We start from the raw sequence: 26,565 nt of genomic DNA, 5'->3' as shown, positions 1-26,565 counted from the left end.
TCAACAAAGACTTGATAGTTCATCTGCCCGAAGGCTGTGATATCAATCCTGCGAGTGCCCACACAGATTGTCTGATAAATTGTTAAAGAGCAGTGCGAACGCGGCTTAACCGGCGGTTCGCGAGGTGGCGTATATTACGCTTTCCTCTTTCAGAGTCAACCCTGTTTTACAGAATTTTCCCCGACGATTCCTTCTTACAGAATCTCTCAACCCGGCGACCGTTAAGCCGTTGTTCCGTGTCGATGGAGGCGCATTATAGGGACTTCCCTGCGGCTGACAAGCCCTGATTTGCGAAAAATAGCGCGTTCGCTGCTTTCCACAGCAAAAGGGCCATTTATACCCACTTATCCACTTTTTTATCCACAGACCAGGCCCGTCCGGAATTTAAGCGAGCATCACGCAAACGTTTTCGCTACAATGCCCCCGCAAAAAAACAGCCCCGTTTTGGGACGTTACCTGAGGCTTATTTGCCGTTTTCCTTTAATAAAGGGAAAAAGCTAAGCTTGATGTAACGCTCTTACTCTATGCGAACCACAGCCAGGGGATCATCACCATGCAACAACGTCGTCCTGTACGCCGCGCTCTGCTCAGCGTTTCTGACAAAGCCGGTATTCTTGAATTTGCTCAGGCGCTTTCAGCGCGAGGCGTTGAGCTTCTTTCCACGGGCGGCACCGCCCGCCTGCTGGCAGACGCAGGACTGCCTGTTACAGAAGTTTCAGATTACACGGGATTTCCGGAAATGATGGATGGCCGGGTCAAAACGCTGCACCCCAAAGTTCATGGCGGGATTCTTGGGCGCCGGGGTCAGGACGATGCGATCATGTCGCAACACAGCATCTCTCCAATAGATATGGTGGTTGTTAATCTTTACCCGTTCGCGCAAACCGTCGCCCGTGAAGGCTGCTCGCTGGAAGATGCCGTAGAAAATATCGATATCGGCGGCCCGACCATGGTGCGTTCCGCAGCCAAAAACCATAAAGACGTGGCTATTGTGGTGAAGAGCAGCGACTACGCCGCCATCATTACCGAACTGGACGCCAACGAAAACAGCCTCCGGCTCAGTACCCGCTTCGACCTGGCGATAAAAGCCTTTGAGCATACCGCTGCCTACGACAGTATGATCGCCAACTATTTCGGCAGCCTGGTGCCTGCCTACCACGGCGAGACGCAGCAGCCTTCCGGCCGCTTCCCGCGTACGCTGAACCTGAACTTCATTAAAAAGCAGGATATGCGCTACGGCGAAAACAGCCATCAGGAGGCTGCTTTCTATATTGAAGAGAACGTATCGGAAGCGTCAGTCGCCACGGCACGGCAGGTTCAGGGCAAAGCCCTCTCTTATAACAACATTGCTGATACTGACGCCGCGCTGGAGTGCGTAAAAGAGTTCGTTGAGCCTGCCTGCGTTATCGTTAAGCATGCCAATCCCTGCGGCGTTGCGGTCAGCGGTTCCCTTCTTGACGCCTACGAACTGGCGTATAAGACCGATCCGACCTCGGCGTTTGGCGGCATCATCGCTTTCAACCGCGAGCTGGATGAAGCCACCGCGCAGGCAATTATCAGCCGCCAGTTTGTAGAAGTGATCATCGCGCCTTCCGCCAGCGCAGCCGCATTAAAGGTCACCGCAGCGAAACAGAACGTGCGCGTTCTCACCTGTGGTCAGTGGCAGCAGCGTCAGGCTGGTCTGGATTTCAAACGCGTCAACGGTGGGCTGCTGGTGCAGGATCGCGATCTGGGCATGGTTAACGCAAGCGAATTGCGCGTGGTCAGCAAGCGCCAGCCAACGGAACAGGAGCTGCGCGATGCCCTGTTCTGCTGGAAAGTGGCGAAATTCGTTAAGTCTAATGCCATCGTCTATGCGCGAGACAATATGACCATTGGCATTGGTGCAGGTCAGATGAGCCGCGTTTATTCCGCCAAAATTGCCGGCATCAAGGCTGCCGACGAAGGGCTGGAGGTGAAAGGTTCTGCGATGGCGTCGGATGCATTCTTCCCGTTCCGCGATGGCATTGATGCCGCCGCTGCCGTCGGCGTGAGCTGCGTGATCCAGCCGGGCGGGTCGATTCGCGATGAAGAGGTGATTGCCGCCGCCGACGAACACGGCATCGCGATGATCTTTACCAACATGCGCCACTTCCGTCACTAATCAGGAGCCTACAATGAAAATTCTAGTCATCGGTAACGGCGGACGTGAACACGCTCTGGCCTGGAAAGCGTCTTTATCCCCCCTGGCGGAAACCGTTTTTGTCGCGCCGGGCAACGCGGGTACCGCGCTGGAACCGGCGCTGCAAAACGTTGATATCAGCGCAACGGATATTCCTTCGCTGGTGAGTTTTGCGCAACGTGAAAACATCGATCTGACCATCGTTGGGCCGGAGCAACCGCTGGTGGCAGGCGTGGTGGATGCCTTTCGCGCCGCTGGTCTGAAGATTTTTGGCCCCACGCAGGCCGCCGCTCAGCTTGAAGGTTCCAAAGCGTTCACCAAGGATTTCCTGGCGCGCCACCATATTCCTACCGCCGGCTATGAAAACTTTACTGACGTTGAACCCGCGCTCGCCTGGGTGCGCAAAAACGGCGCGCCGGTAGTGATTAAGGCAGATGGTCTGGCCGCAGGCAAGGGCGTGATCGTGGCGATGACGCTGAAAGAAGCGGAAGACGCTATTGAGGACATGCTGGCAGGCAACGCCTTTGGCGACGCGGGCCACCGCATCGTGGTGGAAGAGTTTCTTGAGGGCGAAGAAGCCAGCTTTATCGTGATGGTTGATGGCGAGCACGTGCTGCCGATGGCGACCAGCCAGGATCATAAACGCGTCGGCGATGGCGATACCGGCCTGAACACCGGCGGCATGGGCGCCTATTCCCCGGCGCCGGTCGTGACTGATGAGGTTCATCAGCGGGTGATGGACGAGGTGATCTGGCCGACCGTGCGCGGCATGGCGAAAGAGGGCAATACCTACACCGGTTTCCTCTATGCAGGCCTGATGATCGATAAACAGGGTCAGGTGAAGGTGATTGAGTTCAACTGCCGCTTTGGCGATCCTGAAACGCAGCCGATCATGCTGCGCATGCAGTCGGATCTGGTCGAGCTCTGCCTGGCGACGATTGACGGTACGCTGGATAGCAAAACGTCGGCGTGGGATCCTCGCCCCGCGCTTGGCGTAGTGCTTGCCGCTGGCGGCTACCCGGGCGATTACCGTACCGGCGATCAAATCCACGGCCTGCCGCTGGAAGAGACGCCGGACGGCAAGGTGTTCCATGCCGGCACGCAAATGCAGGACGATTTGGTGGTCACCAGCGGCGGGCGCGTGCTGTGTGTCACGGCGCTGGGCGAAGACGTTGCCGCCGCGCAGCGGCATGCCTATGCGCTGGCGAAAAACATCGCCTGGGATGGCAGCTTCTGTCGTCGCGATATCGGCTATCGCGCGATCGATCGCACCTAGTCCGCCGCGAAGCGTGCAAAAGGCGAATCATCGATTCGCCTTTTTTTATGATCGGTCAGAACTCCGCCTCTTTTGGCTCGGTCGCGCATGGATCATCAATGGAAATCTGCAACATCTGAATGCCGGATGGCGCTTCCAGCCAGGCGACGCCCGCGCCAGTCCTGCGCTGCTGCCTGACCATGGCGCCGTTATCAAAATCAGGCGCGTCAGTCACGCCATCACAGCGCATGATTTTGCCTGAAGCTAACCAGCGCCCCTGTTTCAACAGCACCCGGCCCGCCAGCAAATCATCGCTGATTTTCAACATGCGTTCTGCATCGAACTGGTAGAGCGCCACGTCATCGGCGGAGAGCGCTTCGCGTCGTCCGTCCGTTTGCCGCTCCATAAAACTCAGGCCGCCATCCTGATCGAAGCGCAGCGTTACCGTGCCGGGATGCTGGCCGGCGGTATGCCGTTCAAAGGCGATCAGCTTGTCCGCCTGCCATAAATAATCGGTGGTCTCCGTCGCCCCGCCGCTGAAGGGCGTATAGACGGTCATCAGATGCCAGGTTTTCTGGGTGCTGTTTTTGCGCCAGATACGCACGGTGCCGCGATCGGCGAGGTAGCCGCTGGCGGTAAAGTCAGGAAGATCCGGGCGTGAGCTACAGCCTGCCAGAAGTAATAAAGTCAGAGCGAAGAATGAGAGTCTCATCGTGTGATTACCACACAGGAAGGTGAGATGCCCGGCGAAGGCCGAACCATAAACAGGCGATCCATAACAAAAGGGGCTTAACGCCCCCCTGTTTAAATCTTTTCAACGTCGAACAGTTACTTAACGGCGTCTTTCAGTGCTTTACCCGATACAAAAGCCGGTACGTTTGCAGCAGCAATTTTAATTTCTTTGCCAGTCTGCGGATTGCGGCCAGTGCGCTCAGCACGGTGGTTAACTTTAAAAGTACCAAAACCAACCAGTTGTACAGCATCACCTTCTTTCAGAGACTCAGTAATCGCAGCCAGGGTGGATTCCAGAGCAGCTTTTGCCTGGGTCTTAGACAGATCCGCTTTGTCCGCAATTACATCAATCAGTTGAGTCTTGTTCATAAGTTATCCTTACAGTGTATTTATCGCTTGCTAAGCATCGAGTGCGAGGGAAAAACCAGTTTTTGGCACTCTCCTGCATACACGCACCGATAGCCACATTTTTCAGCCCTCCAAATGTAGACCAGAGTGGGGGCGAATGTGAAGCCTCCTGGCGCTACAAATCAGGCCTGAAGTCACGTTTTCTCGCCTTATTGCTGAAAATTTATACCGATATTACTGATCCCCGCTTCGCGGAGGTCAGATCGCAGTCCTTTTATCAGTTCGACGTCCCGCTCCTCGCACTCGCTCAGCAGCCGGAAAATCTCCCACTGGATATCCCATTCATCAATGACCGCCGGATTTTCTTTTAGCTCTTCGTCGGTCATTTCGCGTTCGGCCTGGGTCATTTCCAGCATCGCCACGGTGGTAATTGACGCCTCGCTCACGGCAACGGCGTGCATAACCGTTTCACCGCTCAGGCGGGAATGGAGCAGTTCGCTCATCGCCACGCAGGCATCAATCGCAGGGTAGACGCCGTATAAATCGTAATCGTCGGCGGACGGGATCGCCTCTTCAAATTTCTCAAGCTGCAAATCAAAATTCACTTTCGCGTCTTTTACCAGCAGCGTTTCCCAAATCAAATCAAGCAGGCGGCGATAGAGCAGTCCGTCGCCGAAGCCGGTTTGCTGGCAGAAAGCCCAATAGTTGGGGTACATGCGCTCGCAAAGGCAGGCCATAAAAGTCACATGCTGCCAGCTTTCCAGCTTTTCCAGCCGCAGATGAATGGGATTACGTAACATAGTGATATCTCATTAACTAAAATGCACGGCGTGCAGTGTAACTGAAAAGCCCGAGGGTCACACCTGCTCCTGCCAGCGAATAAAAGCGGTGCGCTGTGACGCCACCGCATCCGCCCAGCGCGTCGGCTCCGGCAGGCGATAGCCTTTCAGACAGGTTTCCACCCACGTCAGCGCGGTGTCGTTGCTGACGCGATGCCCCGGCGAAATAAACAGCGGGTTGCAGCGTCGCTTGCTGCGCAATACCCAGCCAATCTGCTCGCCTTTATCAAGCAGCGGCTGTTTTGCGCCGGGCTCCTCATCGAGCGGCTCAAATTTGCCGCACAGGCGGCGCTTCGCCACGCCAATGGTCGGCACGTCCACCAGCAGGCCAAAGTGGCTGGCAACGCCCAGACGACGCGGATGCGCGATGCCCTGTCCGTCCACAAACAGCAGGTCCGGCTGCTGTTCAAGCTGCTGCCACGCTGCCAGCAGCGCGGGATATTCGCGAAACGAGAGGAAACCGGGGATATAGGGCATGGTGGTGGCAATGCGCGCCACGCGATGCTCAACCAGCTTTAGCGACGGGTATTCAAGAACGATCATGGCGGCACGGGTGACCTCGCCGCCCTGCTCAAAGCCAACATCAGCGCCGCCGATGTAGCGTGGCGGCAGAACGTCAAAATCATCGTCGGTGCGCACTTCTTTTGCGCGCGTCAATTGTTCCTGCCGCAGTGCCGCAATATCCATGTTTACTCCTGATGGTAAGGGCGGGAAAGACGGTGTACCGCTTCGACAAAAGCGCCTGCGTGCTCTGGCGGCACATCCTGATGTATACCGTGTCCGAGGTTGAAAACGTGGCCGGTGCCGTTGCCAAAACCGTCAAGAATACCGGCGACTTCCTGCTCAATACGCGCGGGCGGCGCATAGAGTAAGGAGGGATCCATGTTGCCCTGAAGCGCCACTTTATCGCCTACGCGGCGGCGCGCTTCGGCAATGTCGGTCGTCCAGTCGAGCCCCAGCGCGTCGCAGCCGGTTTCAGCCATCGCCTCCAGCCATTGACCGCCGCCTTTGGTAAACAACGTAACCGGTACGCGCCTGCCTTCGTTTTCATGTAGCAGCCCATCAACAATTTTGTGCATGTAGTAAAGCGAAAACTCCCGATAGTCACGTCCGGTGAGCACGCCGCCCCAGGTATCAAAAATCATCACCGATTGCGCCCCGGCGCGGATCTGCGCGTTGAGATAGAGCGTGACGCTCTCCGCCAGTTTATCGAGCATCAGATGCAGCGTTTCCGGCTCGGCATACATCATCTTCTTCAGCTTCGTAAAGGCTTTGCTGCTGCCGCCTTCAACCATATAGGTCGCCAGCGTCCACGGGCTGCCGGAGAAACCGATCAGCGGCACGTCTCCGTTGAGGTTTTTACGGATGGTGCGCACCGCGTTCATCACGTAGCCCAACTCCTGCTCCGGATCGGGCACCGGCAGTTTCTCCACATCGGCGCGACAGGTAATGGGAGAAGCGAAGCGCGGCCCTTCGCCAGCTTCGAACCACAACCCCAGCCCCATCGCGTCGGGAATGGTTAAAATATCAGAGAAGAGGATCGCCGCATCCAGCGGGTAGCGGCGCAGCGGCTGAAGCGTCACTTCGCAGGCCAGTTCGGCATTTTTGCACAGCGACATAAAGTCGCCAGCCACGGCGCGCGTTGCTTTATATTCAGGCAGATAGCGCCCGGCCTGGCGCATCATCCATACGGGCGTGGTATCGACAGGCTGGCGTAGCAGGGCGCGCAAATAGCGATCGTTCTTCAGTTGATTCATGGTAAAAACTCTCTTTTATTCAGCCGCCTAGTATAGCATTCATTCCGCGTCGGCGCGGCACAGCGCCACGGTGTCTTCGATGAGCCGACGCGCGACGGTGCCGACAGGCGGCAGCTGCGGCAGCGCGTCAAAACGATACCAGCCCGCGTCCAGCAGCTCTTTCGGATCAATAACGATGTCGCCGCTCTCGTAATCGGCCATAAATGCCACCATCAGCGACTGCGGGAAAGGCCAGGGCTGCGAAGAGACGTAACGCAGGTTTTTCACTTTGATGCCGCTCTCCTCCATCACCTCACGCGCCACCGTCTGCTCCAGCGTTTCACCCACTTCGACGAAGCCGGCCAGCACGGTATAGATGCCGTTGCGATGCCGGGTATGCTGCGCCAGCAGGATCTCATCGCCGCGTCGGATCGCCACGATAATGCAGGGCGCAATTTGCGGATAGTAGCGCTGACGGCAGTGTCCGCACAGGCAGGCCCATTCGGTGCGGCTGGTGTGCATTTCGTGGCCGCAGTACCCGCACCACTTATGCGATCGATAAAATTCAGCCAGTTGCAGGCCGCGCCCGGCAAGCTGAAACAGGCCGGGCTCCCGATCGAGAAGCTGGCGCAGCGATCCCATCTCTTGCGCGCGGTTTTCACGGACAAGCCAGACGGCATCACCCTGCCATTCACCTATTTGTGATCCTGTCGATCCATTCAGATCGAATGTCCCGGCGCGGCCAAACGGTAATTGACCTTTTGGTAGCCACAGTTTATGTTCATGGCTGACAACCCACCAGCCAGCGTCTACGCTTGAAATCTCACGTTCCATACATTGCTCGCCCTCAGCTTTACCGACTTTGTGCGTTACTGGATTGGGATCAGGCTTATAACACACTATTTTCGGAGCATTTATGCTTAACCAGCTTGAAAATTTAACCGCACGTGTTGGCGGAAGCAGCGACCTTGTCGATTTTTACCTGCTGTCGCGTAAGCAACTGCTGGTCGCCTGGTATGAAGTGGTTGGCATCAAGCCTAACAAGGGATCGTTAAGCGGAATAGATGAAAACGCGCTTGATACCTTCTGCCAGAACCTGGTTGACTATCTGTCAGTCGGCCACTTTACCATCTACGAACGCTTTATCGAAGAGATGGAAGGCACCAAACAGCTGGCGGTAGCCGGACGCATCTATCCCTCGCTTCAGGCCAATACCGAGCAGATCATGGCGATTTACGACACGTGGCTGGAAACCGCTATCGATCATGATAACAGCCAGGAATTTCAGAACGCGCTCTCGTTAATCGGTGAAATGCTGGAAATGCGCTTCTCGCTGGAGGATAAATTTATCCGTTTAGCCGTGGGGAAGCCTCAAGGCAAGGCCAGCGCGGCGAATGACGAAGCCGTAGCGCGCCCTGCCTGAAAAATACGCAGTTGTAGTTTGCGTAATGCCCCTTTATGCTTAAGGGGCAATAAGATGTAACAGATGCTTGTTAAGCATCGCCCGTCTGGCCTTTCCGTTTGGGAAACCCAGATTCTTCTTGTCGGAGTGCCCCTCGGGGCTGAGACCGTTAATTCGGGATCCGCGGAACCTGATCAGGTTAGAACCTGCGAAGGGAACAAGAGTAGACCTTCTGTGAAGGCGTGTATCTTTTTCGCGCCCCACGCTTACTCCTCCGAACTCCAGACAAGCGACATTCCCTGATCATTAAGGAACGAGCTATGTCTACCATTAAGAAAAAATCCGGCCGTCGCGAGCAGCGCGCCGAAGCCCAACAGTTTATCGACTCCCTCCAGGGCACCGCTTTTCCCAATTCAAAACGCATCTGGCTGACGGGATCACGTGATGACATTCGCGTGCCGATGCGTGAAATCCAGCTCAGTCCCACCATGACCGGCGGCAGCAAAGACAATCCGCAGTATGAAGAGAACGAGCCGGTGCCGGTTTATGATACCGCCGGGCCGTACGGCGATCCGCACGCCATAATCGATGTGCATGCCGGACTGACGAAGCACCGTGAAGGGTGGATTATTGCGCGCAATGACACGCACGCTATTGCGCAGCGCAGCTCTGCGTACACGCGCGAGCGCCTGGCAGATCAGACGCTGGATGAACTGCGATTCGACAACCTGCCGCTTCCCCGTCGCGCGCAGCCGGGCCGCTGCGTGACGCAGCTCCACTATGCGCGCCAGGGGATCGTCACCCCGGAAATGGAATTTATCGCGCTGCGCGAAAACATGGGCCGCGAGCGCATTCGCGGTGAGGTGCTGCGCCAGCAGCATCCGGGCCACAGCTTTGGCGCGCATCTGCCGGAAAATATCACGCCGGAATTTGTACGCCAGGAGGTCGCGGCAGGTCGCGCGATCATTCCGGCAAACATCAATCACCCTGAATCCGAACCGATGATTATCGGCCGCAATTTTCTGGTCAAAATCAATGCGAATATCGGTAATTCGGCGGTGAGTTCTTCTATTGAAGAGGAGGTTGAAAAACTGGTGTGGTCGGCACGCTGGGGCGCTGACACGGTGATGGATCTCTCCACCGGCCGCAATATCCACGAAACGCGCGAGTGGATCCTGCGCAACAGCCCGGTGCCGATCGGCACGGTGCCCATTTATCAGGCGCTGGAAAAGGTTAACGGCATTGCGGAGGATCTCAACTGGGAGGTGTTCCGCGACACGCTGCTTGAACAGGCCGAACAGGGCGTCGATTACTTCACCATCCACGCTGGCGTGCTGCTGCGCTATGTGCCAATGACCGCCAAACGCCTGACCGGCATCGTGTCGCGCGGCGGCTCCATTATGGCGAAATGGTGCCTCTCGCACCATCAAGAGAGTTTCCTCTACGAACGCTTCCGCGATATCTGCGAAATTTGCGCCGCCTACGACGTTTCGCTCTCCCTCGGCGACGGCCTGCGGCCTGGCTCGATTCAGGATGCAAACGACGACGCGCAGTTCGCTGAGCTGCGCACGCTGGGCGAACTGACAAAAATTGCCTGGGAATATGATGTGCAGGTGATGATCGAAGGGCCCGGTCACGTGCCGATGCAGATGATCCGCCGCAACATGACCGAACAGCTCGAACACTGCCATGAAGCGCCCTTCTACACGCTCGGCCCGCTGACTACCGATATCGCTCCCGGCTACGATCACTTTACCTCCGGTATCGGCGCCGCGATGATTGGCTGGTTCGGCTGCGCGATGCTGTGCTACGTGACGCCGAAAGAGCACCTGGGTCTGCCCAATAAAGACGACGTGAAACAGGGACTGATCACCTACAAGATCGCCGCGCACGCCGCCGATCTGGCGAAAGGACACCCCGGCGCGCAGATCCGTGATAACGCCATGTCGAAAGCCCGTTTCGAATTCCGCTGGGAAGATCAGTTTAATCTCTCGCTCGATCCTGAAACCGCGCGCGCTTACCACGACGAAACGCTGCCGCAGGAGTCCGGCAAGGTCGCTCATTTCTGCTCAATGTGCGGCCCGAAATTCTGCTCAATGAAGATTACCCAGGAAGTGCGTGACTACGCGGCGCAGCAGGAGGCGCAGGCCAGGCCCATTGAGATTGGCATGGCGGAAATGTCGAAAGCCTTTCGCCATCACGGCGGCGAGCTTTATCACCCGGCGGATACGCTGCCGACAGGAGAGAAAATATGAGCCGCGCCCCCTTTCCTGCCACGGCATCGCGGCTGGGACTTTACCCGGTGGTGGATTCGGTAACGTGGATCGCGCGGCTGCTGGAGGCGGGCGTGCGCACACTCCAGTTGCGCATCAAAGACAGGCCGGAAGCCGACGTTGAACAGGAGGTCGCCGACGCGGTTGCGCTGGGTAGGCGCTATCAGGCACGGCTGTTTATCAATGACTACTGGCGGCTGGCAATTGCGCATCAGGCTTATGGCGTTCATCTGGGCCAGGAGGATCTGGATGTCGCCGATCGCGACGCCATTCATCGTGCCGGCCTGCGGCTGGGACTCTCCACGCATGACGACAGCGAACTGGAGCGCGCGCTGGCGATAAAGCCTTCCTATATCGCACTCGGCCATATTTTCCCGACGCAGACCAAACAGATGCCCTCGGCGCCGCAGGGCCTGGAGGCGCTTCAGCGCCACGTTTCGCGCCTGAAGAATGTCTCTACCGTGGCCATTGGCGGCATCACGCTTGCCCGTGCGCCGGCGGTGCTGGCGACCGGCGTGGGCAGCATTGCGGTCGTCAGCGCCATAACGCAGGCCGAAGACTGGCGGGTCGCCACGGCGCAGCTGCTGGCGCTGGTCGGCGCGGGAGATGAAGCGGATGCTTAGCGACAACGATTTCCTGCGCTACAGCCGTCAGCTGCTGCTGGAGGAGTTTGGCCCTGAAGGTCAGCAGAAATTACAGCGCGCCAGCGTGCTGCTGGTGGGCCTCGGCGGTTTGGGTTCGCCCGCCGCGCTCTATCTGGCTGCGGCTGGCGTCGGCACGCTCCTGCTGGCCGATGACGATCGCGTGCACATCAGTAACCTCCAGCGGCAGATCCTGTTTCGCACTGCCGACAGCGGCACGTCAAAAGCGGCGCTGGCAAAAAAACGGCTCAGCGCACTGAATCCTCACATCGCCTGCGTGGCGCTGGAGCAGCGCATGGAGGCGGCCAGCCTGGCAGAGGTGGTACGAACGGTGGATCTGGTGCTGGATTGCAGCGATAACATGCCGACGCGCCATGCCATCAACGCGGCCTGCGTGCGAAGCGGCATCCCGCTGGTCAGCGCCAGCGCGGTTGGTTTCGGCGGCCAACTGCTGGTGCTCAGCCCGCCTTTCAGCCATGGCTGCTACCGCTGTCTGTGGCCCGATGACGCGGAGCCGCAGCGCAACTGCCGCACCGCTGGCGTACTCGGCCCGGTCGTGGGCGTGATGGGCACCTTACAGGCCTTGGAAGCGCTGAAAATGCTTACCGGACAGCCTTCTGCGCTGGCGGGCAAACTGCGCCTGTTCGACGGCAGACAGCAGACCTGGCGAACACTCACTCTGGAACGCAGCGCCGACTGCCCGGTTTGCGGAGGCCCGCATGAAAATCATCGTTAACGATGAGGCGATGACCTTTCCCACTACGCTGTCGCTGGTTGGGGTGCTGGAACAGCTGCACCACCCGCAAATCGGCACGGCGCTGGCCGTCAACCAGCAGATCGTACCGCGCGATCGCTGGTCTTCTTTTCATTTGCAGGAGGGCGATGAACTGGTGATTTTCCAGGCCATCGCAGGAGGTTAATATGCTCAGGATTGCGGATAAAACCTTTTCGTCACGTTTGCTCACCGGCACCGGTAAGTTTTCCAGCGCGGCGACGATGCTGGATGCCCTGCGTGAGTCCGGCTCTCAGCTGGTCACGATGGCGATGCGCCGCGTCGATCTGCGCGGCGGCGATGACGGTATTCTTCAGCCGTTGCAGTCGATGGGCGTGCAGCTGCTGCCTAACACCTCCGGCGCGAAAACCGCAGAAGAAGCGATCTTTGCCGCCCGACTGGCGCGCGAAGCACTGGGCACTCACTGGCTGAAGCTGGAGATCCATCCTGACGTTCGCTATCTGCTGCCTGACCCGATTGAAACGCTTAAAGCGGCGGAAGCGCTGGTGAAAGAGGGCTTTATTGTGCTGCCCTACTGTCACGCCGATCCGGTGCTGTGCCGTCGTCTTGAAGAGGCAGGCTGCGCAGCGGTGATGCCGCTGGGTGCGCCCATCGGCAGCAATCAAGGGCTGAAAACGCGCGATCTGCTGAGTATTATTATCGAACAGGCGCACGTGCCGGTGATCGTTGACGCCGGTATCGGCGCGCCCAGTCATGCCAGCGAAGCGCTGGAGATGGGGGCCGACGCGGTGCTGGTCAACACCGCGATCGCCTCAGCGCAACAGCCCGTTGCCATGGCGCGCGCCTTCAGGCTGGCGGTGGAAGCAGGGGCGCTGGCCTACCGCAGCGGGCTGGGAAGCCGTCATCAGCACGCTCAGCCCACCAGTCCGCTGACAGGTTTTCTGCAGCAGGGGGCCATAACATGAAGAGTTTTGTTGAGCAGTGGGAAACGCTTGACTGGGACGACATCCGCCTGCGCATTCACAGTAAAACGGCGGCGGACGTTGAGCGTGCGCTGAACGCACCGAAACCCGGTCGAGAAGATCTGATGGCGCTTCTCTCGCCAGCGGCAGAGGCTTACCTTGAACCGCTGGCGCAAAAGGCACAGCGGCTGACGCGTCAGCGCTTCGGTTACATCGTCAACCTGTTCGTACCGCTCTACCTTTCCAATCTGTGTGCCAACGACTGCACCTACTGCGGTTTTTCGATGAGCAACCGCATCCGGCGTAAAACGCTTAACGCAGACGAGATCGCGCGCGAGTGTCAGGCGATCCGCGCGCTGGGTTTCGATCACCTGCTGCTGGTCACCGGAGAGCATCAGGCGAAAGTGGGCATGGACTATTTTCGCCAGCATCTGCCGACCATTCGTCAGCATTTCAGCTCGCTGATGATGGAAGTGCAGCCGCTGGATGAACACGAGTATGCCGAACTGAAAACCCTCGGCCTTGACGGCGTGCTGGTTTATCAGGAAACCTGGCACCCTTCGGTCTACGCGCAGCATCATCTGAAGGGTAACAAGCAGGATTTTTTCTGGCGCCTGGAGACGCCCGATCGGCTGGGCCGGGCAGGCATAGATAAAATTGGTCTTGGGGCGCTGGTTGGCCTGTCGGAAAGCTGGCGCACGGATTGCTACATGATGGCGGAACATCTGCTGTGGCTGCAAAAAACGTACTGGCAGAGCCGCTACTCCGTCGCTTTTCCGCGTTTGCGGCCCTGTGCAGGCGGCATTGAGCCCGCCTCAATCATGAACGAAGCGCAACTGGTACAGGTGATTTGCGCTTTCAGGCTGTTTGCGCCGGAGGTCGAGCAATCGCTCTCTACCCGTGAATCCCCCCTGTTTCGCGATCGCGTTGCGCCGCTGGCGATAAACACGCTCAGCGCCTTCTCAAAAACGCAGCCGGGCGGTTACGCTACTGGCGAAGCCGAACTGGAGCAGTTCTCACCACATGATAACCGGCACCCACGACAGGTTGCCGGGGCGCTGATCCGCGCCGGACTCCAGCCGGTCTGGAAAGACTGGGACAGCTTTTTGGGACGCGCCCCGCAGTGAAATCTACGGCAGTGCAACCGGATAAGAAAAACAGGAAGCCGCTGCGCAGGTCGTCATATTGCGGCTGGCGTGTGAAAGGCGGCTCGCTATAGTGGCTGCGTTGACCGCCGACTGGTCATCCAGGGCCGGTTCTCCCCCCTCTTGCCGGCCCTGCCTTCTTTTCGTCAGGAAGAGGAAGGAGGACTGACCCACAGTGCGCCATTGCCCGACTCAGCGCCGCGCCAAGTAATTCAAGGGCGCGGGATGTTTTTTCGGTAAAGGGCTGCGCGTAACTCAATCGCAGGCAGTTGCGGTATTTACCTGAAGCGGAAAAAAGGGAACCCGGGGCAATCTGAAGTTTCGCCTCTTTAAGCTCACGGTTAAGATGAAAGGCGTCGAACGCTTCAGGCAGTTCGATCCACATCATAAAGCCGCCCTGCGGACGGGAAACGCAGATACCATCGGGAAAATAGTGGCGAACCAGGCAGGTGAAGGCCTCAAGATTGCGCTGGTAATGTTGGCGCATACGCCTGACGTGCGTGGCATAGTGCCCTTCCTGAATATATTCAGCGACGGCAACCTGAGTGGGCGTAACGCTAAAACCCGTGACGATATATTTCATGTGCAACACGCGGTCGAAATAGCGGCCTGGTACGACCCAACCGACGCGAAGCCCCGGCGCCAGCGTTTTCGAAAAGGCGCTACAGAGTAATACGCGTCCGTCGTCATCCATCGACTTAATGGTGACGGGGCGGGGATACTGATAAGTGAGTTCGCCATAAATATCATCTTCGATAATGGCAATATCGAACCGCTGCGCCAGTGCCAACAGCGAACGTTTGCGCGCTTCAGGCATGGTAAAGCCCAGCGGGTTATTACAGGTTGGTACAACGACCACCGCTTTGACGGGCCACTGTTCCAGCGCCAGCTCTAATGCTTCCAGGCTGATGCCGGTTTGTGAGTCAGTCGGGATCTCAATCGCCCTGATATCAAAGCCGCGCAGGGTTTGCATAATGCCGTGATAGGCGGGAGACTCGACCGCTACAATCTCGCCCGGTTGACAGACTGCGCGAAGTGATACGGACAATGCCTCATGGCAGCCATTAGTGATAACCACCTCCTCAGCGGTAAAACGGCAACCGCTATCGATGGCCAGTCTGGCGATCTGCTCCCGCAACGCTTTCACGCCATTCAGCGAGTCATAATTCAGCATCTCCACGTCCTGCCGCTGACCGAGTTTGCTGATGATTCGCCATAACGGCTTTAAGGTGGGCTGATCCACATCCGGCATGCCACTGCCGAACGCATAAGTATCCCGATCCTGCCGGGTATTGAGCAGATCCAGCACCGAGCTCCACTGCGTGACCTCTACCGGCCGCTGTACCGGCGTTGTTAATGCCGGTGTGGGCGGTAACGCTTTACGAGGCGCGACAAAATATCCGGAGCGCGCCTGCGGCAAAATGAGCTGCCTTTCTTCCAGGACATGATACGCCTGCTGCACGGTGCTGATACTCACCCCGTGTTCCACGCTCAGGCTTCTTACCGACGGCAGACGCTCACCGCTCTGATAAAGCCCCTGTTCAATTCGCTTTGCCAACAGTTCGGCCAGATATTGGTAACGGGTCACTGTATGTCACCTTTGTTTTTTAAATTTTGAAAAACCAATACAGATGGAGATAAAAAATGCCATTCAGAGCCACTATGGCGCAATCTGTATGGTTAATAAATAATATTTTTGCATCTGTATCGAAAATCTTTTCCCCGTCAGGATGTACTTAACCGTGACGAGGAGGAAATGATGGAATTTAATGAGAATCGATCCGCACGCCCATTCGAGCAATCGCCATTCCGCCTGATATACCAGTTTCCCTGGCGGGCATGGAAAGCCTGGCGTCTGAGAGCGCAGACGCGGCGAACTCTGAAAAAATTGAGTCCTGAGCAGTTGAGGGATATCGGACTAACGAGGGAAGATGTCTATCGCTATAAATAGTGCGATGACGAATGCATCGCACAGCTGGTCTGATTCAGGGGCTGTTGATATCGTCAACCGCCCTTTTTTAATTGCCGCGATAGGTTGAGTAACCATACGGGCTCAGCAACAGAGGAATATGGTAATGGTCGCCATCTTTCTCAACGTGAAAAATCACCGGGATCTCCGGGAAAAAGGTCGGCTGCTTTATTTTTTGATAGTAATTTCCCGTCTGGAAAACCACCTTATAGTCGCCGTGGCTGAGGATTTTACCTGCCGGGAACAGTGCGCCGATGCGGCCATTATCATCAGTCGTACCCGACGCCAGCTTTACCCAGCCGTTCTCCTGCTTCTGCTCCAGATCAACAGCGATTCCTGCCGTTGGCGTTCCGGTTTGAAGATTCAGGACATGAACGGAAAGCGGGTTTTTTACCGCATCGCCGTCGGCGGCGCCTGCAAAAAATGAGGCCAACATTAAGCCAGTCAGAAGGGATTTATTAAAGATGTTCATTAAGCTCTCCGGAGCGAGTGATTGCAGCAAAAATATAGAAGTAAGTGGCACAATCCGCCAGAAAATATCCCTGCAATATTGATTAATAACTGGCCCTAAATAACAGGCAAAAAAAAACCGCTCCGAAGAGCGGTTTTCACCGGGTCAGCAACGATTAATCGTCTTTGCCACCCAGTCCGGCGTTCAGCAGTTCCGCCAGGCTGGCGGACGCTTCATCCGCAGTCACCTGAGGCACAACAGGCGCTTCGCCTGCGGCCTTACGGCGCATACGATCCTGATGATACGCATAACCGGTACCGGCTGGGATCAGACGGCCCACGATCACGTTCTCTTTCAGGCCACGCAGTTCGTCGCGTTTACCTGCAACCGCCGCTTCAGTCAGTACGCGCGTCGTTTCCTGGAACGATGCCGCAGAGATGAAGGATTCGGTTGCCAGCGACGCCTTGGTGATACCCAGCAGATCGCGCATATAGGTTGCCGCGATTTTGCCGTTGGCTTCCAGTTCACGGTTAGAGATTTTAACGCGTGAAAATTCAACCTGCTCGCCATCCAGGAAGTCGGTGCTGCCTGCACTTTCAATGGTGGCTTTGCGCAGCATCTGACGAACGATGACTTCGATGTGCTTGTCGTTAATCTTAACGCCTTGCAGACGGTAAACTTCCTGCACTTCGTTAGTGATGTAACGGGTCACCGCATGCACGCCGCGCAGGCGCAGAATGTCATGTGGAGACTCTGGGCCATCGGAAACCACGTCACCACGCTCAACACGCTCACCTTCAAACACGTTCAGCTGACGCCATTTCGGGATCATCTCTTCGTAATGATCGCTGCCGTCAACCGGCGTGATCACCAGACGACGCTTGCCTTTGGTTTCCTTACCGAAGGAGATGATGCCGCTGATCTCAGCCAGGATTGCCGGCTCTTTCGGACGACGGGCTTCGAACAGGTCAGCAACGCGTGGCAGACCACCGGTGATGTCCTTGGTACCGCCGGATTCCTGCGGAACACGGGCCAGGGTATCACCCGAGCTGATTTTCACGCCGTCTTCCAGCTGTACAATCGCTTTGCCCGGCAGGAAGTACTGAGCAGGCATGTCGCTGCCTGGGATCATCACGTCGTCGCCGTTAGCATCAACAATTTTCAGCGCCGGACGCAGGTCTTTACCACCCGCAGTACGTTCCGCACTGTCCAGGATCACCAGCGAGGAGAGACCGGTCAGATCATCCGTCTGGCGGGTAATGGTCTGGCCATCAATCATGTCAGTAAAGCGAATGAAACCGCTCACCTCGGTGATAACCGGCATGGTGTGTGGATCCCAGTTTGCGACGGTTTCGCCCGCTGCAACCTGTTCGCCATCGCCTTTCGCCATGGTAGAACCGTAAGGAACTTTATAGCTCTCTTTGGTACGACCGAATTCGTCGATCATTTTCAGTTCGACGTTACGTGAGGTGATCACCAGCTTGCCGGCAGAGTTGGTTACCGATTTAGCATTGGTCAGCTTAATGGTACCTTTGTTCTTCACCTGAATGCTGGATTCGGCTGCCGCACGCGATGCCGCACCACCGATGTGGAACGTACGCATGGTCAGCTGAGTACCCGGCTCACCGATTGACTGTGCCGCGATAACGCCGATGGCCTCACCTTTATTGATGATGTGACCACGCGCCAGATCGCGACCGTAGCAGTGCGCGCACACACCGAAGTCGGTTTCACAGCTCACCACAGAGCGCACCTTCACGCTGTCGACAGAGTTCTCTTCCAGCAGGTCACAGATGTGCTCATGCATCAACGTGTTGCGTGGAACCAGAATGTCGGCAGTACCAGGCTTCAGCACGTCTTCAGCGGTAACACGACCCAGTACGCGCTCGCGCAGTGGTTCTTTAACGTCGCCACCTTCGATAACCGGCGTCATCAGGATGCCTTCGTGCGTGCCGCAATCGTCCTCGGTCACCACCAGATCCTGCGCAACGTCAACCAGACGACGCGTCAGATAACCGGAGTTCGCGGTTTTCAGTGCGGTATCCGCCAGACCTTTACGCGCACCGTGCGTCGAGATGAAGTACTGAAGTACGTTCAGACCCTCACGGAAGTTCGCGGTGATCGGCGTTTCGATGATGGAGCCATCCGGCTTCGCCATCAGACCACGCATACCTGCCAGCTGACGGATCTGCGCAGCGGAACCACGCGCACCGGAGTCGGCCATCATAAAGATGCTGTTGAAGGAAACCTGACGCTCTTCCACGCCGTCACGGTTAATGACGCTTTCGGTAGAGAGGTTTTCCATCATCGCTTTAGCAACGCGTTCGTTGGCCGCAGCACAGATATCGATCACTTTGTTATAGCGTTCGCCTGCGGTAACCAGACCAGACTGGAACTGTTCCTGAATCTCGGCAACTTCTGCTTCCGCTTCAGAGATGATTTCAACTTTCTTCTCTGGAATAACCATGTCGTCGATGCCCACAGACGCGCCTGAACGGGCGGCGTAAGCAAAACCGGTGTACATGGTCTGGTCAGCAAAAATAACGGTCGGCTTCAGACCCAGAATGCGGTAACAGGTGTTCAGCATTTTGGAGATCGCTTTCTTACCCAGCGCCTGGTTGACGATGGAGTAAGGCAGACCTTTAGGTACGATCATCCACAGAATCGCGCGACCGACAGTGGTGTCAATCAGGCTGGTTTTCGCGGTGAAATCGCCCTGGTCATTTTTTTCATATTCGGTGATGCGCACCTTAACGCGTGAATGCAGCTCGGCCAGACCGGCGCGATAAATACGCTCGGCTTCTTTCGGGCCGGTCAGCACCATGCCTTCGCCTTTACCGTTCACCTTGTCGCGGGTCATGTAGTACAGACCCAGCACAACGTCCTGAGAAGGAACGATGATTGGCTCGCCGTTCGCTGGCGACAGGATGTTGTTGGTGGACATCATCAGCGCACGCGCTTCCAGCTGAGCTTCCAGCGTCAGCGGTACGTGAACAGCCATCTGGTCACCATCGAAGTCGGCGTTGTACGCCGCACACACCAGCGGATGCAGCTGGATGGCTTTACCTTCAATCAGAACCGGCTCAAACGCCTGGATACCAAGACGGTGCAGGGTTGGTGCACGGTTCAGCAGTACCGGGTGTTCGCGAATGACTTCGTCGAGGATATCCCAAACGACCGCTTCTTCACGCTCAACCATTTTCTTGGCGGCTTTGATGGTGGTCGCAAGGCCACGCAGTTCAAGCTTGCCATAGATGAACGGTTTGAACAGTTCCAGCGCCATTTTCTTCGGCAGACCACACTGGTGCAGGCGCAGGTATGGGCCCACGGTAATCACGGAACGACCTGAGTAGTCGACGCGTTTACCCAGCAGGTTCTGACGGAAACGACCCTGCTTACCTTTGATCATGTCAGCCAGAGATTTCAGCGGACGCTTGTTAGAACCAGTGATGGCACGACCGCGACGGCCGTTATCCAGCAGCGCATCAACCGCTTCCTGCAACATACGTTTTTCGTTACGCACGATGATATCTGGCGCGGCCAGATCCAGCAGGCGTTTCAAACGGTTGTTACGGTTGATCACGCGACGATACAGATCGTTCAGATCCGACGTTGCAAAGCGACCGCCGTCCAGCGGCACCAGCGGACGCAGATCCGGAGGCAGCACAGGCAGCACGGTCAGGATCATCCACTCAGGCTTGTTGCCCGACTGCACGAACGCTTCCAGCAGCTTGATACGCTTGGTCAGTTTTTTACGTTTGGTTTCGGAATTGGTTTCGTTCAGCTCTTCACGCAGCTGCTCGCACTCCTGCTCCAGATCCATGTTTTTCAACAGGCCCTGGATCGCTTCCGCACCCATTTTCGCGTCGAACTCGTCACCAAACTCTTCCAGCGCGTCGAGATACTGCTCTTCAGTCAGGATCTGACGACGTTCCAGGTTGGTCATGCCGCCTTCAACAACGACATAAGATTCGAAATAGAGCACGCGTTCGATATCGCGCAGCGGCATATCCAGCAGCAAACCAATGCGCGATGGCAGTGATTTCAGGAACCAGATGTGCGCGGTAGGCGAAGCCAGTTCGATGTGACCCATACGCTCACGACGAACTTTAGTCTGGGTCACTTCGACGCCACACTTCTCACAGATCACGCCGCGATGCTTAAGGCGCTTGTACTTGCCGCACAGGCACTCGTAATCTTTTACCGGGCCAAAAATACGGGCGCAGAAAAGACCGTCGCGCTCAGGTTTGAACGTACGATAGTTGATGGTTTCCGGCTTTTTAACTTCGCCAAAAGACCAGGAACGGATCATGTCTGGCGAGGCCAGAGCAATTTTGATCGCATCAAACTCTTCGGTCTTAGTTTGCGCTTTCAGAAACTTAAGTAAGTCTTTCACGGATTAGCTCCCGTCGGAGTGAGACTTCTCAGAGCGACCCGGCCGGACCGCCCTGTAACCAGTACAAATTCGAGTGCTTACTCGTCTTCCAGCTCGATGTTGATACCCAGCGAGCGGATCTCTTTCAACAGCACGTTGAAGGATTCCGGCATGCCTGGTTCCATCTGATGGTTGCCGTCAACGATGTTTTTATACATCTTGGTACGGCCGTTCACGTCATCAGACTTCACGGTCAGCATTTCTTGCAGAGTATACGCGGCGCCGTATGCTTCCAGCGCCCACACTTCCATCTCACCGAAGCGCTGTCCACCGAACTGCGCTTTACCACCCAGCGGCTGCTGAGTAACAAGGCTGTAAGAACCGGTAGAACGCGCATGCATTTTGTCATCAACCAGGTGGTTCAGTTTCAGCATGTACATGTAGCCAACGGTAACCTGACGCTCAAACTGCTCGCCGGTACGGCCATCAAACAGCGTGATCTGGCCGGAAGAAGGCAGCCCGCCGAGCTGTAACAGCTCTTTGATTTCGCTCTCTTTCGCACCGTCAAACACCGGCGTGGCAATTGGCATACCTTTTTTCAGGTTCTCGGCCAGACGCAGTACTTCGTCATCGCTGAAGGTGTTCAGATCAACTTTCTGACGCACGTCGGTGCCCAGATCGTAAGCGCGCTGAATGAACTCACGCAGCTTAGACACTTCTTCCTGCTTCTTAAGCATCGCGTTGATTTTCTCACCGATGCCTTTCGCAGCCATGCCCAAATGGGTTTCAAGAATCTGTCCAATGTTCATACGTGACGGTACGCCAAGCGGGTTCAGTACGATGTCAACCGGCGTGCCGTGCTCATCGTATGGCATATCTTCGATCGGGTTGATCTTGGAGATAACACCTTTGTTCCCGTGACGACCTGCCATTTTATCGCCCGGCTGGATCTGACGTTTAACGGCCAGATAAACCTTAACGATTTTCAGCACGCCCGGCGCCAAATCGTCGCCCTGCGTGATTTTGCGGCGTTTCGCTTCGAGTTTTTTCTCAAACTCGTGCTTCAGTTCGTCGTACTGCTCGGCCAGCTGTTCAAGCTGGTTTTGCTTCTCTTCGTCGGTCAGACCAAGTTCCAGCCAGCGCTCGCGAGGCAGCTTGTCCAGTTTTTCCGCTTCCACACCGCCGGCAACCAGCAGGTACTGAATACGGCTGAACAGGCCCGCTTCGAGGATCTGCAATTCTTCAGACAGGTCTTTCTTCGCCTGCTTCAGCTGCATTTCTTCGATTTCCAGCGCGCGTTTGTCTTTTTCCACGCCATCGCGGGTAAAGACCTGCACGTCGATAACCGTACCGGACACGCCGTTTGGTACGCGCAGAGAAGAGTCTTTAACGTCAGACGCTTTCTCGCCAAAGATCGCACGCAACAGTTTCTCTTCCGGCGTCAGCTGGGTTTCACCTTTCGGCGTCACCTTACCAACCAGAATGTCGCCGCCGGTCACTTCCGCGCCGATGTAAACGATGCCTGACTCATCCAGTTTAGAGAGCGCGGCTTCACCCACATTAGGGATGTCGGCGGTGATCTCTTCCGGCCCCAGCTTGGTATCGCGGGAGACACAGGCCAGTTCCTGAATGTGGATGGTGGTGAAGCGATCTTCCTGAACCACGCGCTCGGAGACTAAAATGGAGTCTTCGAAGTTGTAGCCGTTCCACGGCATGAACGCCACGCGCATGTTCTGACCCAGCGCCAGCTCGCCCAGATCCGTGGACGGACCGTCAGCCAGCACGTCGCCGCGCTCGATCGGTTCGCCCAGGTTGACGCATGGCATCTGATTAATACAGGTGTTCTGGTTAGAACGGGTGTATTTGGTCAGGTTGTAGATATCAATACCCGCTTCGCCTGCATACATTTCGTCTTCGTTAACTTTAATAACGATACGCGATGCATCGACGTACTGTACGGTGCCGCCGCGTTTTGCTACGGCGGTCACGCCGGAGTCAACCGCTACCGCGCGCTCCATACCGGTACCGACCAGCGGCTTATCAGCACGCAGGGTAGGCACCGCCTGACGTTGCATGTTTGCACCCATCAAGGCGCGGTTGGCGTCATCGTGCTCCAGGAACGGGATCAGCGACGCACCGACGGAAACCACCTGCTGGGTGGAAACGTCCATGTAGTCAACCTGATCGCGACTGAACAGACTTGATTCGCCTTTGCTACGGCAGGTCACCAGATCGTCAACGAAATGGCCTTCGTCATCGAGGTTGGTGTTCGCCTGAGCAATAACGTAGTTACCTTCTTCAATAGCAGAAAGGTAATGGATTTCGTCGGTCACCACGCCTTCGCGAACGCGACGGTATGGCGTTTCAAGGAAACCATACTCGTTGGTCTGCGCATAAACAGACAACGAGTTAATCAGACCGATGTTTGGACCTTCCGGCGTTTCGATTGGGCATACGCGACCGTAGTGGGTCGGATGCACGTCTCGAACTTCAAAGCCTGCGCGCTCACGCGTCAAACCGCCCGGGCCAAGGGCCGAGATACGACGTTTGTGCGTGATCTCAGACAGCGGGTTGTTCTGGTCCATAAACTGTGACAGCTGGCTGGAACCGAAGAACTCTTTTACCGCAGCGGAGATCGGCTTGGCATTGATCATGTCCTGCGGCATCAGCGTGTCGAGATCGCCGAGCGACAGACGCTCTTTAACCGCACGCTCAACGCGCACCAGACCGACGCGGAACTGGTTCTCCGCCATTTCGCCGACGGAACGGATACGACGGTTGCCGAGGTGGTCGATATCATCCACTTCACCAATGCCGTTACGAATACCGATAAGCTTTCTCATCACGTCGATGATGTCGTCTTTGCTCAGGATACCGGAGCCTTCGATCTCATCACGCAGCAGAGAGCGGTTGAACTTCATCCGGCCTACCGCTGACAGGTCATAGCGGTCTTCGGAGAAGAACAGGTTTTCGAACAGGTTTTCAGCCGCTTCGCGCGTTGGCGGTTCGCCAGGGCGCATCATGCGATAGATCTCAACCAGCGCGCTCAGACGATCGGTAGTCGGATCGACGCGTAAGGTTTCAGAGATGTATGGGCCGTGATCCAGATCGTTGGTGAACAGCGTTTCTATACGCTTGTGACCGGCCTGGCTCAGTTTAGCCAGCAGATCCAGCGACAGTTCCATGTTCGCGCCGATGATCAGTTCGCCGGTGCTTTCGTCGATATAATCTTTACCAACCACTTTGCCCGCAATGTATTCAACCGGTACTTCGATATGCGCAACGCTATCTTTTTCCAACTGACGAATATGACGTGCGGTAATGCGGCGGCCTTTCTCAACGTATACCGTGCCGTTGGCTTCGATATCAAATGAGGCAGTTTCACCACGCAGGCGCTCAGGCACCAGCTCCATCTGGAGCTTGTTGTCACGAATTTCATACACGACTTTTTCAAAGAACAGGTCAAGGATCTGCTCAGAGGTGTAGTTCAGCGCACGCAGAATGATCGACGCAGGCAGTTTGCGGCGACGGTCGATACGAACGAACAGGTTGTCTTTCGGATCGAATTCAAAGTCAAGCCAGGAACCGCGGTAAGGGATAATACGTGCGTTATACAGCACTTTACCGGAAGAGTGCGTTTTACCCTTATCACTGTCGAAAAATACGCCGGGACTACGATGGAGCTGAGAAACGATAACCCTTTCCGTACCGTTGATCACAAAGGTACCGTTATCGGTCATGAGCGGGATTTCGCCCATGTAAACTTCTTGTTCTTTAATATCTTTAACGGTGCCTTCCGGCGCTTCGCGCTCGTAGATCACCAACCGCAGCTTGACGCGCAGAGGCGCAGAGAACGTGACGCCACGAATCTGACACTCTTTCACATCAAACACCGGCTCGCCTAAGCGATAGCTGACGTATTGCAGCTCAGAGTTACCGCTGTAGCTTTGGATCGGAAATACGGAACGGAAAGCTGCTTCCAGACCATATTGTCCTTCAGGATCTTGCTCGATGAACTTCTGGAACGAGTCAAGCTGGATAGAAAGGAGATAAGGAATGTCCAGAACTTGTGGACGTTTTCCAAAATCCTTACGAATGCGTTTTTTCTCGGTATAGGAGTAAACCATGGGTTCCTCAGCTCGCTGAAAAGTAGAACCTTTCTGTCCGTCCGGGGGGACAGTTTGTGCGACACTATTTTGTGGCCGGAAAGGCAGAATGCCTTCCGTAATACCTCTTTCTATCACTCTTAAATCATTTCATTGCCGTTGCGCTGATGAGAAATCAGGCAGGAGAGCAGTATATTAAGTCGTCGATAGAAAAAGATATTAAGCAGCAGGTTAATGGCTAAATAGTGTGAAACCCCATTAATGCTGTAGAGCGCAAAAAGGCTGGTGACCATAGAGCCACCAGCCATCAGCCTTAAATCAGGCTGCAACCTGAAAGGTTGGCTTATTTAACTTCAACTTCTGCGCCAGCTTCTTCCAGTGCTTTCTTCAGAGCTTCTGCGTCGTCTTTGCTGATGCCTTCTTTCAGGGCAGCAGGTGCAGACTCAACCAGATCTTTAGCTTCTTTCAGGCCAAGACCGGTAGCGCCACGTACTGCTTTGATCACGGCAACTTTGTTAGCGCCGATAGCTTTCAGTACAACGTCGAACTCGGTTTTTTCTTCAACAGCTTCAGCGGCAGCAGCCGGGCCTGCAACGGCAGCAGCAGCAGAAACGCCGAATTTTTCTTCCATAGCGGAGATCAGTTCAACGATTTCCATTACAGACAGGGCAGCAACGCCTTCGATGATTTGTTCTTTAGTAATTGACATTTAAAATGTTCCTGAAATTCAGAGTAGTTTATGTATACGTAAGCAAGTGAACGAGAAAAGAAAGATTTAAGCTTAAGCAGCTTCAGACTCTTTCTGATCGCGGACAGCAGCCAGAGTGCGAACCAGTTTGCCGGCAGCGGCTTCTTTCATGGTTGCCATCAGGCGTGCGATTGCTTCATCGTAAGTAGGCAGAGTTGCCAGGCGATCGATCTGAGCCGCACTGATTAACTCACCTTCAAAGGCCGCCGCTTTAACCTCAAATTTTGCATTCGCTTTCGCGAACTCTTTGAACAGACGAGCAGCAGCGCCCGGATGTTCCATAGAGTATGCAATCAGGGTTGGACCGACAAACGTGTCTTTCAGAACTTCAAACTGAGTTCCTTCAACGACGCGGCGCAGCAGGGTGTTACGAACAACACGCATGTAAACGCCAGCTTCACGACCTGCTTTACGCAGTTCAGTCATTTTGTCTACGGTCACGCCGCGAGAATCCGCAACTACCGCAGACAGCGCGCCTTTGGCTACTTCGCTGACTTCAGCAACAATCGCTTGTTTGTCTTGAAGATTTAAAGCCATTAGCTTTTGCTCCTGGATTTTGGCCGGAGATGAATTTCTCCGGAACTCACTTCACCTGACCAACGATACCGAAGGCAGGCGCGAAACACGGTGAGCAGAATCCAGCAAAGACTATAAAAATATTCTTCAGGTTCTGTCACCGTCTACGCAGG

23 protein-coding genes and 1 riboswitch are annotated in these 26,565 nt (G+C 55.9%); of the genes, 10 read left to right on the top strand and 13 right to left on the bottom strand.

Translation table 11 applies throughout. From position 1 onward, the window contains the following. The first annotated feature begins 553 nt into the window (after window positions 1–553). Both purH and purD read left to right on the top strand, forming a co-directional pair. Window positions 554–2,143, top strand: a complete 1,590-nt coding sequence (gene purH / locus FA91_RS00190) for a bifunctional phosphoribosylaminoimidazolecarboxamide formyltransferase/IMP cyclohydrolase (RefSeq protein ID WP_034911391.1) — start codon at window positions 554–556, stop codon at window positions 2,141–2,143. Window positions 2,144–2,156: 13 nt separating this feature from the next. After that, window positions 2,157–3,437, top strand: a complete 1,281-nt coding sequence (gene purD / locus FA91_RS00185) for a phosphoribosylamine--glycine ligase (RefSeq protein ID WP_034911390.1) — start codon at window positions 2,157–2,159, stop codon at window positions 3,435–3,437. Window positions 3,438–3,492: 55 nt separating this feature from the next. Here purD and FA91_RS00180 read toward each other — a convergent pair whose 3' ends face one another. From FA91_RS00180 to nudC, 6 genes are all read right to left on the bottom strand, one after another. Further along, the gene (locus tag FA91_RS00180) at window positions 3,493–4,128 is read right to left on the bottom strand and encodes a DUF1481 domain-containing protein (RefSeq protein WP_034911387.1); all 636 of its coding nucleotides are present in this window, start codon (window positions 4,126–4,128) and stop codon (window positions 3,493–3,495) included. Between the two features lie 116 nt (window positions 4,129–4,244). Then, window positions 4,245–4,517 (bottom strand): nucleoid-associated protein HU-alpha, encoded by a 273-nt coding sequence (gene hupA / locus FA91_RS00175; RefSeq protein WP_002438605.1) that lies wholly within the window; start codon window positions 4,515–4,517, stop codon window positions 4,245–4,247. Window positions 4,518–4,705: 188 nt separating this feature from the next. Next, window positions 4,706–5,296, bottom strand: a complete 591-nt coding sequence (locus FA91_RS00170; RefSeq protein WP_034911384.1) for a YjaG family protein — start codon at window positions 5,294–5,296, stop codon at window positions 4,706–4,708. Window positions 5,297–5,353: 57 nt separating this feature from the next. Continuing rightward, complete coding sequence (nfi, locus tag FA91_RS00165) at window positions 5,354–6,022, bottom strand: deoxyribonuclease V (RefSeq protein WP_034911383.1); 669 nt, start codon at window positions 6,020–6,022, stop codon at window positions 5,354–5,356. A gap of 2 nt (window positions 6,023–6,024) precedes the next feature. Beyond that, window positions 6,025–7,092, bottom strand: a complete 1,068-nt coding sequence (hemE, locus tag FA91_RS00160) for a uroporphyrinogen decarboxylase (protein WP_034911380.1) — start codon at window positions 7,090–7,092, stop codon at window positions 6,025–6,027. Between the two features lie 39 nt (window positions 7,093–7,131). Then, window positions 7,132–7,905 (bottom strand): NAD(+) diphosphatase, encoded by a 774-nt coding sequence (gene nudC / locus FA91_RS00155; protein WP_034911378.1) that lies wholly within the window; start codon window positions 7,903–7,905, stop codon window positions 7,132–7,134. An 82-nt stretch (window positions 7,906–7,987) separates the two neighbouring features. Between nudC and FA91_RS00150 the strand changes: the two genes are divergently transcribed. From FA91_RS00150 to thiH, 7 genes are all read left to right on the top strand, one after another. Next, window positions 7,988–8,494, top strand: coding sequence for an Rsd/AlgQ family anti-sigma factor (locus FA91_RS00150; protein ID WP_034911376.1), 507 nt, complete (start codon window positions 7,988–7,990; stop codon window positions 8,492–8,494). 112 nt (window positions 8,495–8,606) lie between these two features. After that, window positions 8,607–8,707, top strand: a riboswitch (TPP riboswitch). A gap of 86 nt (window positions 8,708–8,793) precedes the next feature. Beyond that, window positions 8,794–10,728, top strand: coding sequence for a phosphomethylpyrimidine synthase ThiC (gene thiC / locus FA91_RS00145; RefSeq protein ID WP_034911374.1), 1,935 nt, complete (start codon window positions 8,794–8,796; stop codon window positions 10,726–10,728). Then, window positions 10,725–11,369 (top strand): thiamine phosphate synthase, encoded by a 645-nt coding sequence (gene thiE / locus FA91_RS00140; RefSeq protein WP_034911371.1) that lies wholly within the window; start codon window positions 10,725–10,727, stop codon window positions 11,367–11,369. The genes thiC and thiE overlap by 4 nt, the downstream gene beginning before the upstream one ends. Continuing rightward, window positions 11,362–12,123: a HesA/MoeB/ThiF family protein gene (locus tag FA91_RS00135; protein WP_034911368.1), complete on the top strand. Its 762-nt coding sequence runs from the start codon at window positions 11,362–11,364 to the stop codon at window positions 12,121–12,123. The genes thiE and FA91_RS00135 overlap by 8 nt, the downstream gene beginning before the upstream one ends. Then, on the top strand, window positions 12,107–12,307 hold the full coding sequence (gene thiS, locus FA91_RS00130; RefSeq protein ID WP_034911366.1) for a sulfur carrier protein ThiS: 201 nt from the start codon (window positions 12,107–12,109) through the stop codon (window positions 12,305–12,307). The genes FA91_RS00135 and thiS overlap by 17 nt, the downstream gene beginning before the upstream one ends. Before the next feature lies 1 nt (window position 12,308). Then, entirely contained in the window at window positions 12,309–13,085 is a 777-nt protein-coding gene (locus FA91_RS00125; RefSeq protein WP_034911363.1) for a thiazole synthase, read from the top strand. Continuing rightward, a complete protein-coding gene (thiH, locus tag FA91_RS00120) occupies window positions 13,082–14,209 on the top strand; it encodes a 2-iminoacetate synthase ThiH (protein ID WP_034911361.1) in 1,128 nt (375 codons plus the stop codon). The genes FA91_RS00125 and thiH overlap by 4 nt, the downstream gene beginning before the upstream one ends. A 115-nt stretch (window positions 14,210–14,324) precedes the next feature. On the opposite strand, the gene FA91_RS00115 is transcribed toward thiH, so the two are convergent. Then, window positions 14,325–15,815 carry a PLP-dependent aminotransferase family protein gene (locus tag FA91_RS00115; protein WP_034911358.1) on the bottom strand — a complete coding sequence of 497 codons (1,491 nt, stop codon included), beginning with the start codon at window positions 15,813–15,815 and terminating at the stop codon, window positions 14,325–14,327. A 171-nt stretch (window positions 15,816–15,986) separates the two neighbouring features. On the opposite strand from FA91_RS00115, the gene FA91_RS00110 reads away from it, so the two are divergent. Further along, window positions 15,987–16,178, top strand: coding sequence for a DUF1127 domain-containing protein (locus FA91_RS00110; RefSeq protein ID WP_034911356.1), 192 nt, complete (start codon window positions 15,987–15,989; stop codon window positions 16,176–16,178). Window positions 16,179–16,245: 67 nt separating this feature from the next. On the opposite strand, the gene uraH is transcribed toward FA91_RS00110, so the two are convergent. The 6 genes from uraH to rplJ all read right to left on the bottom strand — a co-directional run bounded on the left by uraH (window position 16,246) and on the right by rplJ (window position 26,413). Then, window positions 16,246–16,632, bottom strand: coding sequence for a hydroxyisourate hydrolase (gene uraH, locus FA91_RS00105; protein WP_051937362.1), 387 nt, complete (start codon window positions 16,630–16,632; stop codon window positions 16,246–16,248). A 190-nt stretch (window positions 16,633–16,822) separates the two neighbouring features. Continuing rightward, window positions 16,823–21,043, bottom strand: coding sequence for a DNA-directed RNA polymerase subunit beta' (rpoC, locus tag FA91_RS00100; protein ID WP_034911353.1), 4,221 nt, complete (start codon window positions 21,041–21,043; stop codon window positions 16,823–16,825). Window positions 21,044–21,120: 77 nt separating this feature from the next. Next, entirely contained in the window at window positions 21,121–25,149 is a 4,029-nt protein-coding gene (gene rpoB, locus FA91_RS00095; RefSeq protein WP_034911351.1) for a DNA-directed RNA polymerase subunit beta, read from the bottom strand. Window positions 25,150–25,268: 119 nt separating this feature from the next. Beyond that, window positions 25,269–25,421 carry a hypothetical protein gene (locus FA91_RS20885; RefSeq protein ID WP_156103012.1) on the bottom strand — a complete coding sequence of 51 codons (153 nt, stop codon included), beginning with the start codon at window positions 25,419–25,421 and terminating at the stop codon, window positions 25,269–25,271. Window positions 25,422–25,471: 50 nt separating this feature from the next. Next, window positions 25,472–25,837 carry a 50S ribosomal protein L7/L12 gene (gene rplL, locus FA91_RS00090; protein ID WP_024966036.1) on the bottom strand — a complete coding sequence of 122 codons (366 nt, stop codon included), beginning with the start codon at window positions 25,835–25,837 and terminating at the stop codon, window positions 25,472–25,474. A 72-nt stretch (window positions 25,838–25,909) separates the two neighbouring features. Then, on the bottom strand, window positions 25,910–26,413 hold the full coding sequence (gene rplJ, locus FA91_RS00085) for a 50S ribosomal protein L10 (protein ID WP_034911347.1): 504 nt from the start codon (window positions 26,411–26,413) through the stop codon (window positions 25,910–25,912). Window positions 26,414–26,565 lie beyond the last annotated feature (152 nt).

This window comes from Erwinia sp. 9145, from assembly GCF_000745075.1.
Taxonomy (GTDB): Bacteria; Pseudomonadota; Gammaproteobacteria; order Enterobacterales; family Enterobacteriaceae; genus Erwinia; species Erwinia oleae.
Note: the sequence above shows the minus strand (reverse complement) of the source record. Positions and strands in the feature narration are given on the sequence as shown.